The organism is Allobosea sp. FBZP-16 (assembly GCF_002831785.1).
GTDB classification, from domain to species: Bacteria; Pseudomonadota; Alphaproteobacteria; order Rhizobiales; family Beijerinckiaceae; genus Allobosea; species Allobosea lupini.
Window position 1 is genome coordinate 275,970 of sequence record NZ_LNCQ01000029.1, and the last position, 15,606, is coordinate 291,575.

The 15,606-nt window shown below is 66.5% G+C and carries 13 protein-coding genes; 6 read left to right on the forward strand and 7 right to left on the reverse strand.

Going from position 1 to position 15,606, the window contains the following annotated elements; all coding sequences use genetic code 11:
* The coding region (locus tag CXY91_RS16065) for an autotransporter domain-containing protein (RefSeq protein ID WP_199777466.1) at positions 1-5,049 on the reverse strand (5,049 nt) is incomplete at its 3' end.
* A gap of 223 nt (positions 5,050-5,272) precedes the next feature.
* On the opposite strand from CXY91_RS16065, the gene CXY91_RS16070 reads away from it, so the two are divergent.
* From CXY91_RS16070 to CXY91_RS16080, 3 genes are all read left to right on the forward strand, one after another.
* A complete protein-coding gene (locus tag CXY91_RS16070) occupies positions 5,273-6,445 on the forward strand; it encodes an isovaleryl-CoA dehydrogenase (RefSeq protein ID WP_100962313.1) in 1,173 nt (390 codons plus the stop codon).
* Positions 6,446-6,614: 169 nt separating this feature from the next.
* Positions 6,615-7,163 carry a gamma-glutamylcyclotransferase family protein gene (locus CXY91_RS16075; RefSeq protein WP_100962314.1) on the forward strand — a complete coding sequence of 183 codons (549 nt, stop codon included), beginning with the start codon at positions 6,615-6,617 and terminating at the stop codon, positions 7,161-7,163.
* 146 nt (positions 7,164-7,309) lie between these two features.
* On the forward strand, positions 7,310-7,819 hold the full coding sequence (locus CXY91_RS16080; RefSeq protein ID WP_091842166.1) for a DUF3592 domain-containing protein: 510 nt from the start codon (positions 7,310-7,312) through the stop codon (positions 7,817-7,819).
* Positions 7,820-7,887: 68 nt separating this feature from the next.
* Here CXY91_RS16080 and CXY91_RS16085 read toward each other — a convergent pair whose 3' ends face one another.
* The 3 genes from CXY91_RS16085 to CXY91_RS16090 form a co-directional block, all read right to left on the reverse strand.
* The gene (locus CXY91_RS16085) at positions 7,888-9,684 is read right to left on the reverse strand and encodes an ABC transporter ATP-binding protein (protein WP_100962315.1); all 1,797 of its coding nucleotides are present in this window, start codon (positions 9,682-9,684) and stop codon (positions 7,888-7,890) included.
* 337 nt (positions 9,685-10,021) lie between these two features.
* Positions 10,022-10,195, reverse strand: a complete 174-nt coding sequence (locus CXY91_RS30240) for a hypothetical protein (RefSeq protein ID WP_158673441.1) — start codon at positions 10,193-10,195, stop codon at positions 10,022-10,024.
* 9 nt (positions 10,196-10,204) lie between these two features.
* Positions 10,205-10,615: a rhodanese-like domain-containing protein gene (locus CXY91_RS16090; protein ID WP_091842171.1), complete on the reverse strand. Its 411-nt coding sequence runs from the start codon at positions 10,613-10,615 to the stop codon at positions 10,205-10,207.
* Between the two features lie 110 nt (positions 10,616-10,725).
* Between CXY91_RS16090 and CXY91_RS16095 the strand changes: the two genes are divergently transcribed.
* The 3 genes from CXY91_RS16095 (at position 10,726) to CXY91_RS16105 (ending at position 13,143) form a co-directional block, all read left to right on the forward strand.
* Complete coding sequence (locus tag CXY91_RS16095) at positions 10,726-11,421, forward strand: DUF599 domain-containing protein (RefSeq protein WP_100962316.1); 696 nt, start codon at positions 10,726-10,728, stop codon at positions 11,419-11,421.
* 30 nt (positions 11,422-11,451) lie between these two features.
* Complete coding sequence (locus CXY91_RS16100) at positions 11,452-11,736, forward strand: DUF3253 domain-containing protein (RefSeq protein WP_100962317.1); 285 nt, start codon at positions 11,452-11,454, stop codon at positions 11,734-11,736.
* A 180-nt stretch (positions 11,737-11,916) separates the two neighbouring features.
* Positions 11,917-13,143: a glycosyltransferase gene (locus CXY91_RS16105; protein WP_100962318.1), complete on the forward strand. Its 1,227-nt coding sequence runs from the start codon at positions 11,917-11,919 to the stop codon at positions 13,141-13,143.
* A gap of 38 nt (positions 13,144-13,181) precedes the next feature.
* Here CXY91_RS16105 and CXY91_RS16110 read toward each other — a convergent pair whose 3' ends face one another.
* From CXY91_RS16110 to CXY91_RS16120, 3 genes are all read right to left on the reverse strand, one after another.
* Positions 13,182-13,991, reverse strand: a complete 810-nt coding sequence (locus CXY91_RS16110; protein ID WP_100962319.1) for a YdcF family protein — start codon at positions 13,989-13,991, stop codon at positions 13,182-13,184.
* A gap of 242 nt (positions 13,992-14,233) precedes the next feature.
* On the reverse strand, positions 14,234-14,749 hold the full coding sequence (locus CXY91_RS16115) for a lysozyme inhibitor LprI family protein (RefSeq protein WP_158673442.1): 516 nt from the start codon (positions 14,747-14,749) through the stop codon (positions 14,234-14,236).
* Between the two features lie 51 nt (positions 14,750-14,800).
* Positions 14,801-15,421 carry a glutathione S-transferase family protein gene (locus CXY91_RS16120; RefSeq protein WP_100962371.1) on the reverse strand — a complete coding sequence of 207 codons (621 nt, stop codon included), beginning with the start codon at positions 15,419-15,421 and terminating at the stop codon, positions 14,801-14,803.
* Between the last annotated feature and the right edge of the window lie 185 nt (positions 15,422-15,606).

The following is a 15,606-nucleotide window of genomic DNA, read 5'->3' on the forward strand; positions in this document are numbered from 1 at the left end:
CGTGCCACCGACGAAGGCGGTGCGGGCCTGCGGGGTGAGATCGCCGAAGCCGTGACGCCAGCCGAGCATCGCCCGGGCGAACAGCGGCATCGCCCCGATCTGCGCCTCGGCGCGCAGGCCGAGCGTGGTGAAGCCCAGCGTCTGGTCGCTGGAGAGCACCCGCAAGGCGGCCGCGCCGCCGCGCTCCGTACCGGCATCGGTCGAGACCCGGATCAGTGCCAGCTGTGCGAAGGGCTCCAGCGCAACGCCGCTGAAGGCGAAGGCATAGCCAAGCTCGGCGAAGCCCTGCGTCACCGAGCCCGGACGCTGCAGGCGCAAGAGATCGCCGAAGCCGCGGATCTGGACCTGGCGGCGGATGTCGCTCTCCGACCAGGTGTAGGCCGCGCCGGCATCGAAGCGAAGGTTGCCGAAGCGGGCGCCGGCATAGAGCGCGGCATGGCCGCTTTCGAGCTTGCCGCTGGAAAGCCTAGCGTCGAGATCGAAGCGCGACTGGCTGTAGCCGCCGGCGACGCCGAGCTTCAGCGACGAGCCCGGCGCGTCGTAGACCATGAGATCTGCGCCGAGCAGTGCCCCGCCGCTGCGGCGGCTCAGGCTGGCGGCGTTGCCGTCGCCGTCGCTGTTGCCGGTGCCGCCGAAGGCCGTGCCCCAGAGGGCGTAGCGCGGCTGCGGCAGCGGGGCCGGCATCACGATCGCGCCCTTGCGGCCGGGCAGATCGGCGCTGAAGCTCGCCGCGACCTGCTGCCCCGGCGCGGTCAGCAGCGGGCCGCGCAGATGGCCGAGGATCGTATCGCGCGCCAATCGGCTCTCGTCGATCATCACGCTGACGGCTTGCGCATGCGCCTCGCCCGAGAGCAGGTCGAAGCCGGCCCGCGCCTGATCGGCCGTCGCCGAGATCAGCGCGTCATAGACCGCATTGCCGACGCCAAGCCGCTCCGCCGCGATCGCGATGAAGCCCTGGTTGCGGGTCTGCGCGATGTAAGGACGCTGCCCGCCAGAGCCGCCGCTCGTATCCCCGTTGTTGGTTCCGCCGCCGCCTGTGCTTCCGCCCCCGCCCGTGCCGCCGCCATCGGGCCCGAACGATGTGTCGTTACGCGTCATCGTCAGCGTGACGTTCTGGCTGTCGTAAGCCAGTGACGGCGTCAGGAAGGCGAGGTTCGACGTGACGCTGGTGAAGCTGCCGCTGACCCCGCCCGAGGCGGTGAGGATGGTATAGCTCGTGCTCGCCGCGTAGTTGCCGTTCTCGGCCAGGACCTGGACCGTACCGCCCGAGAGCGTCGCCGAGCCTGAGGCGACGATCCTGTCGCTTTGCCCGGTGGCGTTGATCTCGACCTGATAGGTCGAGCCCGAGGCGAACGAGACATTGCCCGAGACGGTCAGCGTCCCGATCGAATTGCCCGGTGCCACCGTCGCGCCGCTGCCGACGCTTACGCCGCCGACCGTGCCCGAACCGCCCAGCGTGCCGCCATCCAGCGTCACCGTGCTGGTGATCGAGCCGTTGACGACGAGCTTGCCGCCCGCGACCGTGGTCGCGCCGGTGTAGGTGTTGGCTCCCGTCAGCGTCAGCGTGCCGGTTCCGGTCTTTTCGAACCCGCCATTGCCGCTGATTGACCCAGAGAACGTCGTCGAGGCGTTGCTGCCGCCAGCCTTCAGTGTCGTGCCGTTGCCGATCTGGATCGCGCCCGCGCCGGCGATCGATGCGGCGGTCACGGCACCCAGCCCATCGCTGATCTGTAATTGCGCGCCGGTTGCGATGATGTAGTCCGACGCCGCCGACATCGCCCGGGCAGCGTCGATGACGAGCGCGCCGGCCTCGATCGAGGTCTCGCCGGAATAGCTGTTGGTGCCGGACAGGATCAGCACGCCGGAACCTTGTTTGGTCAGGCCGCCTGTGCCGCTGATGGCGCCATTGAAGCTGATCGCATTGCTGCGATTGAAGACGATCTGGCCATTGTTGACGACGTCGCCGAGGATCGAGCCGGTCGTGCCGCCATTGCCGATCTGGAGCGTGCCACCCGAGATCGTCGTGCCGCCGGTATAGGTGTTCGTTCCGGTCAGGATCAGCGTGCCCGCGCCCGCCTTGGTAAGCGCGGTGCCGTTCCAGCCGGTCGCAGGGTTCGCAGCCTGATCGGCCAGAACCGCGCCGACCGTGAAGCTGTCGGTGGCATTGGTCAACGTGAAGGTGCCATGAGCGAGAGTGTTGTGGGCGTTCCAGGCCAGGTTGTAGCTGGCGAGATATTGCAGGCCGTCAGCCGATTTGCGGGTGGAGAGGGTGAGGTAGTCCACCGTGCCGCTGAAGCCGCCGACACTGATGCTGGCAAAGTCGCCGCCGATGCCGGAGGTGGTATCGATCAGCACCAGGTCGAGCTGGCTCGCGTCACTGATGCCGCTGAGGTTGAAGGTGACGCCGTTGCCGATCGTGACGCTGTTGGCGGAGAGCACGGGGCTGCCCGTGCCGGCGGCGATGGACAGCGTGGTGGTGTCGCCGAAGGTCACGGTCTGCGCGACGTTCAACGTCGTCGGCGCCTGGATCGCCAGCGTGCCGCCGGTGACGTTGATAGTGCCGGCGAGATTGATGCTGCCGCCCGATATGCCGTTGCCGAACTGGAGGGTGCCGCCCGAGATCGTCGTGCCGCCGGTATAGGTTTTGGAACCGATCAGGGTCAGCGTGCCCGTGCCGGTCTTGACCAACGAGCCGCCGGCGCCGGAGATGTCGCCGCTCACCTCGGTCGAGAGGTTGTTCGAGCCGACGGTGAGCTCATTGGCGCCGAGAACGTAATTGCCGGCGCCCGCGATCGAGCCCGCGCTCAGCTTGCCGTCGCCGTTCGGGCCGGCGCTGTTCGAGAAATTGACCGTTCCTCCGGCATCGTTGACGAGGGTGGCATTGCCCGCCGTGCTGTTGTCGAAGAAATATAGATCGCGGCTGTTGTCGATGGTCGCACTGCCCGCCGTGCTGCCTCCGTAAAAATCTATCGAGCCGGAGCTGCCATTGATGATCGTGGCGCTGCCTGCCGTGCTGGCGGCGTAGAATTTCAGAACCCCGAAGCTGTTGTCGATAGCGGCATTTCCTGCCGTGCTGGTGCCCAAGAATTCCAGAAGGTTGTTGTTGGTGATGGTGGCGTTGCCGGCCGTACTCGTATCATAGAAGTACAGAGTGCCACTGCTGCTGTTGGTGATGGTGGCGCTGCCCGCCGTGCTGGCGTTGTTGAAGCTCAGGTATTTGCTGTTGGCGATGACAGCATTGCTCGCCGTGCTTGTTCCATTGAAGTATACATTGTGGATGTTGGTGATAGTGGCACTGCCCGCTGCGCTGGTAGCGAAGAAGACAATGGCATCGTTGTTGATGATAGCGGCGCTGCTCGCCGTGCTGGTGCCGTAGAATCGCAGATTACCGCTGTTGGTGATGGCGGCATCACCTGCCGTGCTGGCGTCGTTGAAATTCAGATCTTTGCCGTTGTTGTTGGTGACGGTGGCGCTGCCCGCCGTGCTGCTCCCGTTGAACGACATGTTTCCGTTGTTGGTGATGACAGCATTGCCTGCCGTACCGTTGCCGGAGAAATAGAGAATTCCACTGGAATTATTGGTAATGGTGGCGCTGCCGGCTGTGCTGTTGCCGTTGAAGGACAATCCATAATTGTTGGAGATGATGGCGCTGCCTGCGGTGCTGCTGCCGTCGAAAACCATGCTGTAGGTGTTCGTGATGGTGGCGTTGCCGGCGGTGCTGGTGTCGTTGAACCCCCAGGAGCCGTCGTTGATGATGGTGGCATTGCCCGCCGTGCTGGTGTCATAGAACTGCGTCAGGCCGTAGCCGGTGTTGGTGAAGCTGCTCGTGCCGGCGCTGCTGCTGCCGCGGAAATTCATGCGCCCATTATTCGAGATCGTCGTGACGCCGGTCGTGTCGGCGTTGACGATATTGAATATCGCCCCGTTGCCGACGGTGACTGTCCCGAGAATGGAGCCGACCGCACCGGCAGTGCCAAGCTGCAATGTGCCGCCGGAGATCGTCGTGCCGCCCGTATAGGTGTTGATCCCAGATAAGGTCAGCGTGCCTGTGCCCGTCTTGACCAGCGAGCCGCTGCCGGAGATGACGCCGCTCGCCTCGGTCGAGAGATTGTTCGAGCCGACCGTGAACTGCTTGTTGCCGATGACGTAGTTGCCGGCGCCCTCGATCGAGCCGGCCGTCATCGCGGCCAATCCGGCGGGATCCGAGATATCCACCGTGCCGCCGGCCTGGGTGATGAAGCGCGCCCCCGCGCTGTTGCCGGCGGCGATGAACTGGGTCGTCGCGCCGGCCGCCGTCGTGATCGTCGCGGAGCCGGCCGTGCTGAAGCCGCGGAAGATCAGGCTGCTCTCGTTGACGATGCTCGCGCTTGCGGCCGAGCTGTTGTCATAGAAGATAAGGCTGCTCGTGTTGGTTATGGTGGCGCTGCCGGCGTTGCTCGTGTCGTAGAAGCTCAGGCTGGCGTTGTTGGTGATGGTGGCGCTTCCAGCCGTGCTCGACGTGTGGAAGTTGATCAGGCCAGCACCATTGTTGACGATCGTCGCGTTGCCGGCCGTGCTGTCGTCATAGAACAGCAGGTAAGCCGTGTTGGTGATGGCGGCGTTGCCGGCCGAGCTGGTGCCGTGGAACTCCGTGAAGAAGCTGTTGGTGATCGAGGCGCTGCCCGCCGAGCTGGCGTTCCGGAAATAGAGATCCCCGCTGTTGCTGATGGTCGCGCTGCCGCCGTTGACGACGATACCCGCTCCGGTGAATTCCAGTATCCGGTTGTTGCTGAAGCTGTAGTTCGCGGCATTGGCGTTGAACGTCCACCCGCCGATGGTGACATCGCTCGCGAACGACAGGTTCGTAATCGTCGACGTGCCGAAGAAGGCGGTGCCGGTCGGCCGCACTCCGGTGTCCCAGTTTAGGCCGGCATTGAAATTGGTCGAGACCGGCGCCGTGTGCCAGGTCGCATTCTGAGCGTGGGCAGGCGCAACGAGCGCCGTGCCGGCGAGGAGCGCCAGCCGCAGGGCCAAGCCGCCCCATCTGCCGTCGAAAATCAGTCTAGTCACGTCGTGTTCCCCGGCCGCTGCGGCAGGCTTACGCCAGGGCACCGGCAAGGCAATGAACAGCCGTTCACAACCCGGCAAATCGATCCGCTGTGGCGGATTTGCCGCGAGCCGCTCCCGAAAGCCTGCGCATCAGTGCAGAACCAACTATCGGCGCATGCCCGCTGACTTGAGGCCCAACCGCGCTATAACCGGGCAAAGGTCTCAGCCGAGCCGGGAGGACATCATGCTCGCCAACGCGCCCCGCCCCTTCAATTTCGACCTCGGCGAGACCGCCGACGCGATCCGCGACACCGTCCATGCCTTCGCGCAGGAAAAGATCGCGCCGCGCGCCGAGGAGATCGACCGGACCAACCAGTTCCCGCGCGATCTCTGGCCGGAAATGGGCGCGCTCGGCCTGCACGGCATCACCGTTCCGGAGGAATATGGCGGTGCCGGCCTCGGCTATCTCGAGCATTGCGTCGCGATCGAGGAGGTCTCCAGAGCCTCGGCCTCGGTCGGCCTCAGCTACGGCGCCCATTCCAATCTCTGCGTCAACCAGATCGCCCGCAACGGCAACGACGCGCAGAAGAAGAAGTACCTGCCCAAGCTGATTTCGGGCGAGCATGTCGGCGCGCTTGCCATGTCCGAGCCGGGCTCGGGCTCCGACGTCGTCTCGATGAAGACCAGGGCGGTCAGGAAGGGCGACCGCTATGTCCTGACCGGCAACAAGATGTGGATCACAAACGGCCCGATCGCGGAGACCTTGGTGGTCTACGCCAAGACCGATCCGGAAGCCGGCCCGAAGGGCATCACCGCCTTCCTGATCGAGAAGGGAATGAAGGGTTTCTCGACCCATCAGAAGCTCGACAAGCTCGGCATGCGCGGCTCCGACACCTGCGAGCTCGTCTTCGAGGAGTGCGAGGTTCCCGAGGAGAACGTGCTTGGCTCGGTCGGCCGCGGCGTCAATGTGCTGATGAGCGGGCTCGACTATGAGCGCGTCGTGCTCTCGGCCGGCCCGCTCGGCATCATGCAGGCGGCGATGGACATCGTCCTGCCCTATATCCACGAGCGCAGGCAGTTCGGCCAGCCGATCGGCGAGTTCCAGCTCGTCCAGGGCAAGGTCGCCGACATGTATGTCGCGATGAACTCGTGCAAGGCCTATGTCTACGCCGTCGCCAAGGCCTGCGACCGCGCCGAGACCACGCGCGAGGACGCCGCCGGCGCCATCCTGATCGCCGCCGAGAAGGCGACGCAGCTCGCCCTCGACGCGATCCAGCTGCTCGGCGGCAACGGCTACATCAACGACTACCCGACCGGCCGCCTGCTGCGCGACGCCAAGCTCTACGAGATCGGCGCCGGCACCAGCGAGATCCGGCGCATGCTGATCGGGCGGGAACTGTTCAACAAGACGAAGTGAGGAGGCCTCTTCCTTCTCCCCTCGGGGGAGAAGGTGGCAGCGCGAAGCGCTGACGGATGAGGGAAGGAAGGCATAGACCTGTCCCGCCTCACCCGGTCGAACCGCCCTCATCCCCTGCCGGACCTTCTCCCCCGAGGGGAGAAGGAGGCCACTTCGGTGACCCGCACCAATGCCCCTCTACTTCGCCTATGGCGCCAATATGGATGTCGCCGCGATGCGGGAGCGCTGCCCGCGCTCGAAGCCGCTCGGCCTCGCCCGCCTGCCGCGCCATCGCTTCATCATCACCACGGACGGCTATGCCTCGGTGCTCCGCGACCCGCGCGAGAGCGTGCATGGCGTGCTCTGGGATTGCGCGCTCGGCGATATCCGCACCCTCGACAAGTTCGAGGAGCTGGCGAGCGGTCTCTACATCAAGATCAACCAGCCGGTCGTGGTCGAGGGCGGCGCCAAGCGCGCGCTGATCTATGTCGGGCGCAGCGCGCAGATCGGGAAGCCCCGCCCCGGCTATCTCGAGAGCGTCATCGCCAGCGCCAGAAACTGGGCTTTGCCAGAGGCTTACCTGACCGGCATGAATCGCTTTCTGAGCAAGCCGATGCAGGATGATAAGCCGCCGGCTCGCGATCTGGATGAGCCGCTGCCCGCCGGCCCGGTCGCCGGGGTGAGGCCGCGCGCGGCCGCGCCGAGCTCGGCGATCCGCGCCGCCAAGGCATCGAAATAGTTCGACTTTCGAAAGATTGACGCAGGCGCATGCACGCCATGCGCGAAGCCCTCCGGACCGCGAAAATCGCGCTGGCTGGGACAGGCGGCAGGCGTCCGGCCGGAAGTGCCGGGCTCCTTTCCCGAACTGTCTCGATGGAGGCCCCAATGAGCGGAATCGTCGGCTGGATCACCGGCAAGATCAAATGGCTGCTGCTGATCGCAGCGATCGGAGGGCCGGTCCTCGCCTTCTTCAGCTGGCAGGATGGCGAGCGCGTCAGGACGATCGCGGCGAAGGGCATCGAGGCGCAGGCTTCGGTCGAGGGCGCGACCCGGACCAAGCGCCGCCGCGGCGGCACCAGCTATTCCGTCGACCTCGCCTGGAAGGATGCAGCGGGCAAGGACCGCAGCGCCGAGAAGGTCTCGGTCTCGAACGAGTTCGCCAATCGCATCGTCAGGAACGACAAGCTCACGGTCGACACGCTGACGATCAAGTACCTGCCGGACGAGCCCGGCAAGGACGCCGTGATCATCGCCGACGATGCCGCCAGGCAGGCCGACCAGGACAGCGAGATGATCTATGTCGGCGCCGGAGCCGGCGCGATCGGCATCCTCGGCTCGGGGCTGTTCTTCCTGCTCGGGCGGCGGCGCTCGGAGGGTGAAGAGCAGGCCGCCTGATCGCAGCGACACCGACATGAAAAAGGGCCGCTCACACGGCCCTTTCCCTTGTTGCGAAGGCAGTGGCTCTACGCCACCAGCCCCTTGGCCAGCTCGCTGACCTGCTTCTCGAACAGCGCCCGGTAGATGCCGCCGTCATGGCTCAGAAGCGCCTCATGCCGGCCCTCTTCCACGACCTTGCCGCGGTCGAAGACCAGGATGCGGTCCATGGCGCGCACCGTCGAGAGCCGGTGGGCGATGACGATGGTGGTGCGGCCTTCCATCAGCCGCTCCATCGCCTCCTGGATCAGCGCCTCCGATTCCGAATCGAGGCTCGAGGTCGCCTCGTCCAGGATCAGGATCGGCGCGTCGGCCAGGAAGGCGCGCGCCAGCGCCACCCTCTGCCGCTCGCCGCCCGACAGCTTGACGCCGCGCTCGCCGACGAGCGTGCCGTAGCCCTTGGGCAGGCGCATGATGAACTCATGCGCGTTGGCGAGCTTCGCCGCCTGCTCGATCTGCGCCATGCTGGCGCCCGGCCGGCCATAGGCGATGTTCTCCGCCAGCGAGCGGTGGAACAGCACCGGCTCCTGCTGCACGATCGCGATCTGCGCCCGCAGGCTAGCCTGCGTCGCCGAGGCGATGTCGCGCCCGTCGATGGCGATGCGCCCGTCGGTGACGTCGTAGAGACGCTGCACCAGCTTGACGAAGGTGGTCTTGCCGGAGCCGGAGCGTCCGACCAGGCCAACCTTCTCGCCCGCTTTGATCGTCAGCGAGAAATCGCGATAGAGCGGCTCGATGTGGCCTCCATAGTGGAAGGTCACCCGCTCGAAGGCGATCTCGCCAGCGGTCACGTCCATCGCCGTCGCGCCGGGACGATCCGGCACGCCGAAGGGCAGCGAATGCATCGCGACCAGCTCCTCCATGTCGTTCACCGAACGCTGGAGGTTATGCACGTGCTGGCCGACATCGCGCAGATAGCCATGCACGACGGCATAGCTGGTCAGCACGAAGGCGACGTCGCCGGGCGAGGCCTGGCCATTGGCCCAGAGCCAGATCACCAGGCCGATCACCGCGGCCCGCAGCGCCAGCAGGACGATCTGCTGCGCGGTTCCCGACCAGGTCCCACGCACCCAGGTCCGCCGCGTCCGCCCGGCCCACTTCGCCAGCACGCCGGTCAGGCGGCTGTCCTCGCGGGCCTCGGCGCCGAACGCCTTGACCACCGGGTTGCACGAGATCGAGTCGGCCAGCGCGCCGCCGAGCCTGGTGTCCCAGCTGTTGGCGAGCGTCGCCGCCGGCGCAACGAAGCGCAGCGACAGCAGGATCGTCACGGCGCAGTAGATCACTGCACCGACGAAAACGACCGCGCCCATCGCCGGCCAGTGCCAGGCCAGCAGCAGCGTCGTGCCGAGCAGCACGATCAATGACGGCAAGAGCGCGATCACGATCGTGTCGGTCAGCAGGTCGAGCGCCCACATGCCGCGCGTGATCTTGCGCACTGTCGAGCCGGCAAAGTTGTTGGCGTGCCAGTCGGTCGAGAAGCGCTGCAGGCGGGCGAAAGCCTCGCGTGCCACGTCGCTCATGGTGCGCAGCGTCATCGCGGTGATGCCGATGAAGGACAGGTGCCGGAAGAACACCGTGCCCGCGCCGAGCGCGATCATCATCGCGAGCGCGACGAGCGCGGCCTGGAGCCCGCTCGCCTTCTCGCCGGCGACCGCATCGACCAGCCGCCCGGCGTAGAGCGGCATGAACAGGTCGGCGGCCGTCGCCGCCATCACGGTGAAGACCACGCCGGCGACGCGCCAGCGCTGGCGGCCCCAATGCGAAAATGTGAAGCCGAGAACGGCACGGAACGGCTCCTGCCGCTCCGTCTTGGGAGAAAGAGACATGAAAGCATCCGGTCCCGAGAGACCGGCTCCAAATTCAGGCGAAGCGCAGCAAAGGCCGCGGCTTCAGAAAACGTGTCTGGAAATGATGGCTCGGGCCGCCGAAGAGGCGGGCCTCGTGCTGATCCGACCTAGTGGAGGCGGGATCGCATGGCGGGAGCGACGATGGTTGCGAATTCCATTCAGCCCTCCCTTTCCTGAGTTGGAGCCAAGGCCGGCAAGATGCCTGATGCCCGCTTAGTGTGCAAGCTGCGTCCGATGCATGGGACGGTTGCAATGAGGACCGATCGGTCTTCGCATTGCGGTCATGATCTTGAATGATACGCGGGCCGCGCGCGCGTCACCAGAACAGCGCCAGCAGCCTCATCCCGATCACCAGCAGGAACGCCGCGATGATCGTGCCGAGCACGCGCTGGCGCTTGCCCCGGTCGGGGAATTGCTTCGCCAGCAGGCGTCCGAGCGGCTTGCGGAAGAGAAAGCAGATGACAAGAAAGACGACGACGTAATGGGACAAGCGGCGCGCTCAGCCTTGCTTCGGCTCAGGCGCATCGAACGGAGCGCCGGCCTTCTTCCAGGCGCCGAAGCCGCCCTCGATGTGCGCGACCGGTTTCAGGCCCATATCCTGTGCCGTCTTGGCCGCCAGCGCCGAGCGCCAGCCGCCGGCGCAGAAGAAGACGAACTGCTTGTCCTCCTGGAAGACCGGCTTGGCATAGGGGCTGTCCGGATCGATCCAGAATTCCAGCATGCCGCGCGGGCAATGGAAGGCACCGGGCATGCGCCCTTCCCGCTCGAGCTCGCGCGGATCGCGCAGATCGACGAAGACGACATCGCCCCGCCCGACCAGGCCCTTCGCCTCGTCGACCGAGAGCGTCTTCACAGCAGCTTCCGCCTCGGCCAGCAGCGCCTTGTAGCCCTTGGTTATCGTCTGCGGCACGGCCGGCCCTCCCTTGCGAGGCCGGCAAAGTGGCGGCTGCGACGGCCGGCGTCAATCGACAGGCTTGCAGGCGCGCGCCGGCCTCGCCAATCTGCCGGCCGGAGGGGCTCATGGCCGGATTCGGACCGCTCGACCTGATCGCGATCGCCTTCTTCGCCGCCGCCTGGATCGGCTATCTCCTGGCCGTCGAGGCCGGCCCGCATGCGCGGCGCAGCCTGAACGCGCTGATGAACGAGCGCCGCGAGCGCTGGATCATGGAATCGGTCAGGCGTGAGAACCGGATCATCGACACGCAGGTGATGAACGGCCTGCAGAACGGCACCGCCTTCTTCGCCTCGACCTCGCTGATCGCCATCGGCGGCTCGCTGACGCTGCTGCAATCGGCCGACCGCGTCGTCCAGATCTTTGCCGACCTGCCCTTCGCCACCACGACGACCCGCGCCGCTTGGGAGATCAAGGTCATCGGACTCGCGGTGATCTTCGCCTATGCCTTCTTCAAGTTCGGCTGGGCCTACCGATTGTTCAACTATTGCGCCATCCTGATCGGTGCGATCCCGCCGCATACCGAGGCCGACAGACCCGAAACGATCGCGGCGGCGCGCGAGGCGGTGGCGATGAACGTCGCAGCCGGGTTGCACTTCAATCGCGGCCAGCGCGCCTTCTTCTTCGCGCTCGCCTATCTCGGCTGGTTCATCTCGCCCTGGCTCTTCCTGATCGCGACGGCAGCGGTGCTGACGGTGATGTGGCGCCGGCAATTCGCCTCGGATTCGGCCGCAGCGGTCGGCGCGGGAAGCAAGGCCGCTTGACGAAGCTCCGCCGCCGGCCCAGCAAGCGGCATGACCAGACCGACCGATGAAGACCTCGCCGAGACCATCCTGCGCCTCGCGGCCGAACGCGGCGACGAGCGTACGCTCGGGCCGATGGACGTCGCCCGCGCCCTAGGCGGCGACCATCCCGATGGCTGGGGTCCGCTGATGCAGCCGATCCGCCGCGTCGCGGTGCAGCTGATGAAGGACGGCAGGCTGGTCATCACCCGGAAAGGCCGTCCGGTCGATCCCGACGATTTCCGCGGCGTCTATCGCCTGCGCCTGCCGGGACATGAAGGGTCGGAGCAGGACTAGAGCGTGCCACGGCGGCCTGCTTGCATCGTGCCGCGGTGAGGCAACAAAAAAGGGCCGAGGAATGCCTCCGCCCTTTGCCACTATCATCGTCTAACGCACCCCGGGACTTGCGGCAAGCCCCCCTCCATGGACTAGCAACGCTGCCCTCGGCCTGATCCCCAGGCCGAAGGGAGTAGAAAAATGCGTGTACTGCTATCGACTTACGGCTCGCGCGGCGACGTCGAACCCATGGTTGCGCTGGCCGTTGAATTGCTGATGCTCGGCGTAGAGGCCATCGTTTCGGCCCCTCCGGACCAGGAATTCATCGACCTGCTGGCGCGCGCCGGCGTGCCGCTCGCACCGGCCTTCATGCCGATCCGCCAATGGGTAGCCGATCGGGCAAAGCCTCGGGCGGCCGCGGATTTCCACAGCCTGGCATCCGACATGATGGCTGCGCAGTTCGCCGCCATCTCCGAAGCGGCCGAAGGATGCGATGCGATCGTCGCGACCGGCCTGTTTCCGTCCGTAGGCGCTGCACGGTCTGTCGCCGAGCTCAGGGGCCTTGCCTATCGGCACGTCACCTTCTGCCCGTTCTTCCTGCCGTCGCATCACCATCGGCCGTTCTTCTATCCGGGCCATCCTCTGCCCGCGGGCGTGACCGACAACCGGGCATTGTGGGACTTCAATGCCAGGACAGTGAATGCGCTGTTCGGCGAGGCGCTTACGACCCATCGCGTATCGGTGGGCCTGCCGCCCGTGGACAGCGCTCGCGATCTTGTTCTCGGCGAGCGGCCGCTGCTGGCCTCCGACCCGGTGCTATGGCCATGGCAGCCGACCGATCTTTGCGACGCTGTTCAGACCGGCGCCTGGATCCTGCCTGATCAGCGGCAGCTCTCCGCAGAACTGATGGCATTCCTCGAGGAGGGCGAACGTCCGATCTATGTGGGTTTCGGCAGCATGTCGCTACCATCCGTCAAGGAGGCTGCACACGTCGCGACCGACGTCATCCGGGCGCAAGGGCGCCGCATCGTGATGCTTGGAGGCTGGGCAGGGCTCGCGCCCGGCGAAGATCGGGACGACTGCTTCTCCATCGCCGGCGACGTCAATCAGCAGGCGCTGTTTCCGCGCATGGCGGCCGTCGTGCACCATGGCGGCGCGGGCACGACGGTCGCGGCCGCCCGCGCCGGCGCGCCGCAGGTCATCGTCCCCCAGGTCGTAGATCAGCCCTGTTGGGCGGCCCGCGTGGTGGAACTGGGCATCGGCGCGGCCAATGACGGCTCGACGCCGACCCGCGAGTCCTTGTCCGCAGCGCTGGCCATCGCCCTTGCATTCGAGACTGGAGCACGGGCGTCCGCAGTGGCGCGCACGATCCGCACCGATGGAGCGCAAGTTGCCGCGAAGCTGCTGATCGAAGCGACGGGCCGGTAATCACTGCACCGGACGATCCGGTCGGCAGGCGCCGATCCTTATCGCGCGGCGCCTGCTGGCCTCGGCCCCGGAAACAGCGCATCGCTGTAGCCGGCGAGATAATAGGCGACGAGCCCGACCCATTCCTTGAAGGCGTCGTCGGCGATATCGAGACCGCGCGACGCCTTCCGGTAAGGCTGAACATAGTCTGCCGACGTGCCAGCCGAGAGGAAGTCGACCGGGAAGGCCTCCACCTGGAATCCTGCCTTGCGGAACACGCCCATGGCGCGCGGCATGTGCCAGGCTGATGTCACCAGCAGCCAGCGCTCGCCCGGCTTGGGATCGACCAGCCGGCGGGTGAACACCGCATTCTCCAATGTATTGCGCGACTTGTCCTCGAGGACGAGGCGGCTTTCCGGCAGGCCGAGCCCGAGGAACAGCAGGCGTGCCCCGTCGGCTTCGGTGCGCACGATCGGCGAGAGCAGGTTGCCGCCCCCTCCGGCGAAGACCAGCTTCGCCTCGGGATGGGCGCGGGCGAGTTCCACCGCCTTGGTCATCCGCGCCGCTGCATAGTTGAGCACGATGTCCTCGCGCGCCACGCCGATTGCGCCGCCGAGCACGATGATGCCGTCGACCTTGCCGGAGTAGACCGCCTGCTGCGGGAAGCGATCCTCCAACGGCCTGACGACGATGCGCGGCAACGGGCTGAAGGCGAGCAGACCGAGCACGACGACGCAGATCAGCCCGAGCCAGCGCCCCGGCCCGGAAAAGCGCGTGAAGGCGAGCAGGCTCGCCAGCACCAGCCCGAGGATGGCGAGATTCACCGGCGAGGCCAGGAACCAGAGGATCTTTGAGAGGGTGAAGAACATGGCTTTCTTGAACAGACCCGCCTCCCCTTACGCGCAGAAAGCTGACAGGCCGTTAGGAAACGGCTGAGGGCGGCGGGAGTTCGACAAGGGATCGCATTCACGTTGCGGTGAAGGCCGTGCGGCTCCAGCCGTCATTCTCGGGCGGAGCGAAGCGCAGGCCCGAGAATCTCAGGGCAAGGCGACGCTGCCCAGCGCCCTATCCGGCCTGAGACGGTCGGCTCAAGGCCGACCATGACGCGATATTACCGGATGATCTGCGGCGGCTGCGCCGGCGGGCGGCGGGTCTGCCGTGCCGCCAGGCGCTCGATCTCCAGCGCCCGCTCCGCCACCTCGCGCAGTTCGCAGCCCGCCTGCAGCCCGGCCGAGCGCGCCGGCGGCTGCGAGGCGCCATAGAAGGCGCATTTCTGGACGGCGTAGCTCTGCCAGGCGAGCTGCAGTGCAGCGAACTGGCTGCGCGCCCCGGCGTCGAGCGAGCGCTCCAAGGCCGTGCCCGCCAATGTCAGCCGCTCGCGCCAGACCGCCTCCTCGCGCCTCGCGCAGGAGATCTCGGCCTGGGCGCGATCATTGACCGACGCGGCGCTGACGCAGGGCACCGCGACGAGGCCGATGCAGGCGGGACTGGCGGCAAGGCCCTGTCTGACGCAGTTCGCCACCTGCATGCGATCGCCGGATTGCACCGGATTCGTCGGCACCTGCGCGAGCGCTGCCGCACAGGAAAATTGCGCTATCAGGAAGGGAATGACGAGGAAACCGCGCATGGCGGCGATCATGACCGCCAAATCGGGCGGGTCAAGCGCGGGCTGCCGTCCTCACGTGATCGGCAACGGCATGGCGGGTCCCGCCGCCGGCCGTGCCGAAACCTGCGCATACCAGCGGCGGATATTGGGCCAGTCCTTCTGCGCCACCGGCATATGGAGCCAGCGATGCGCGCCGAGCGCCACCGCGATGTCGCCCATGCCGAAGCGCTCGTTGGCGACGTAGGACCGCCCCGCCAGATGCGCTTCGAGGATATCGAGCTTGTCTTCGGCCTTGGCGACCGAGGCCGCGATGGTCGCCTCGTCGGTATAGCCCGGCGTCTTGCGGATCAGCCCCCAGAAGGCCGGTGTCATCGACGGCTGCAATTCGGACAGCATCCAGTCCATCCAGCGATCGGCCTCGGCGCGTCTGGCCGGATCCTCCTCCCAGATCCAGCCGGCGCCGTAGCGGGCCGCGAGATAGCGCACGATGCTGCTCGATTCCCAGATGACGATCTCGCCATCCTCGAGCGTCGGCACCTGGCCGTTCGGATTCTTGGCAAGATAGGCCGGCTCGTGATTGCCGCCGAACTGGCCGCCGACATCGATCCGCTCGAAGGGCTGGCCGACTTCGCCAGCGGCCCAGACCACTTTCTGCACATTGATGGAGCTGATCCGCCCCCAGATCGTCAGCATGGTCGCCACCTTCGCATGATAGGGCGGCGACAATCATCCGGCCGCCCCGCGAAGGCAAGCGCCTCAGCCAACTGAGGCTGCTCGAGACTTCGGTGGGAAGTCGATTGGCGTGGCTGTCGAGAACCGGAGCGGAGCGTACATCAGTACGTGAGTACCGGAAGCGCAGACGGCCGCGTCAGGCCGCC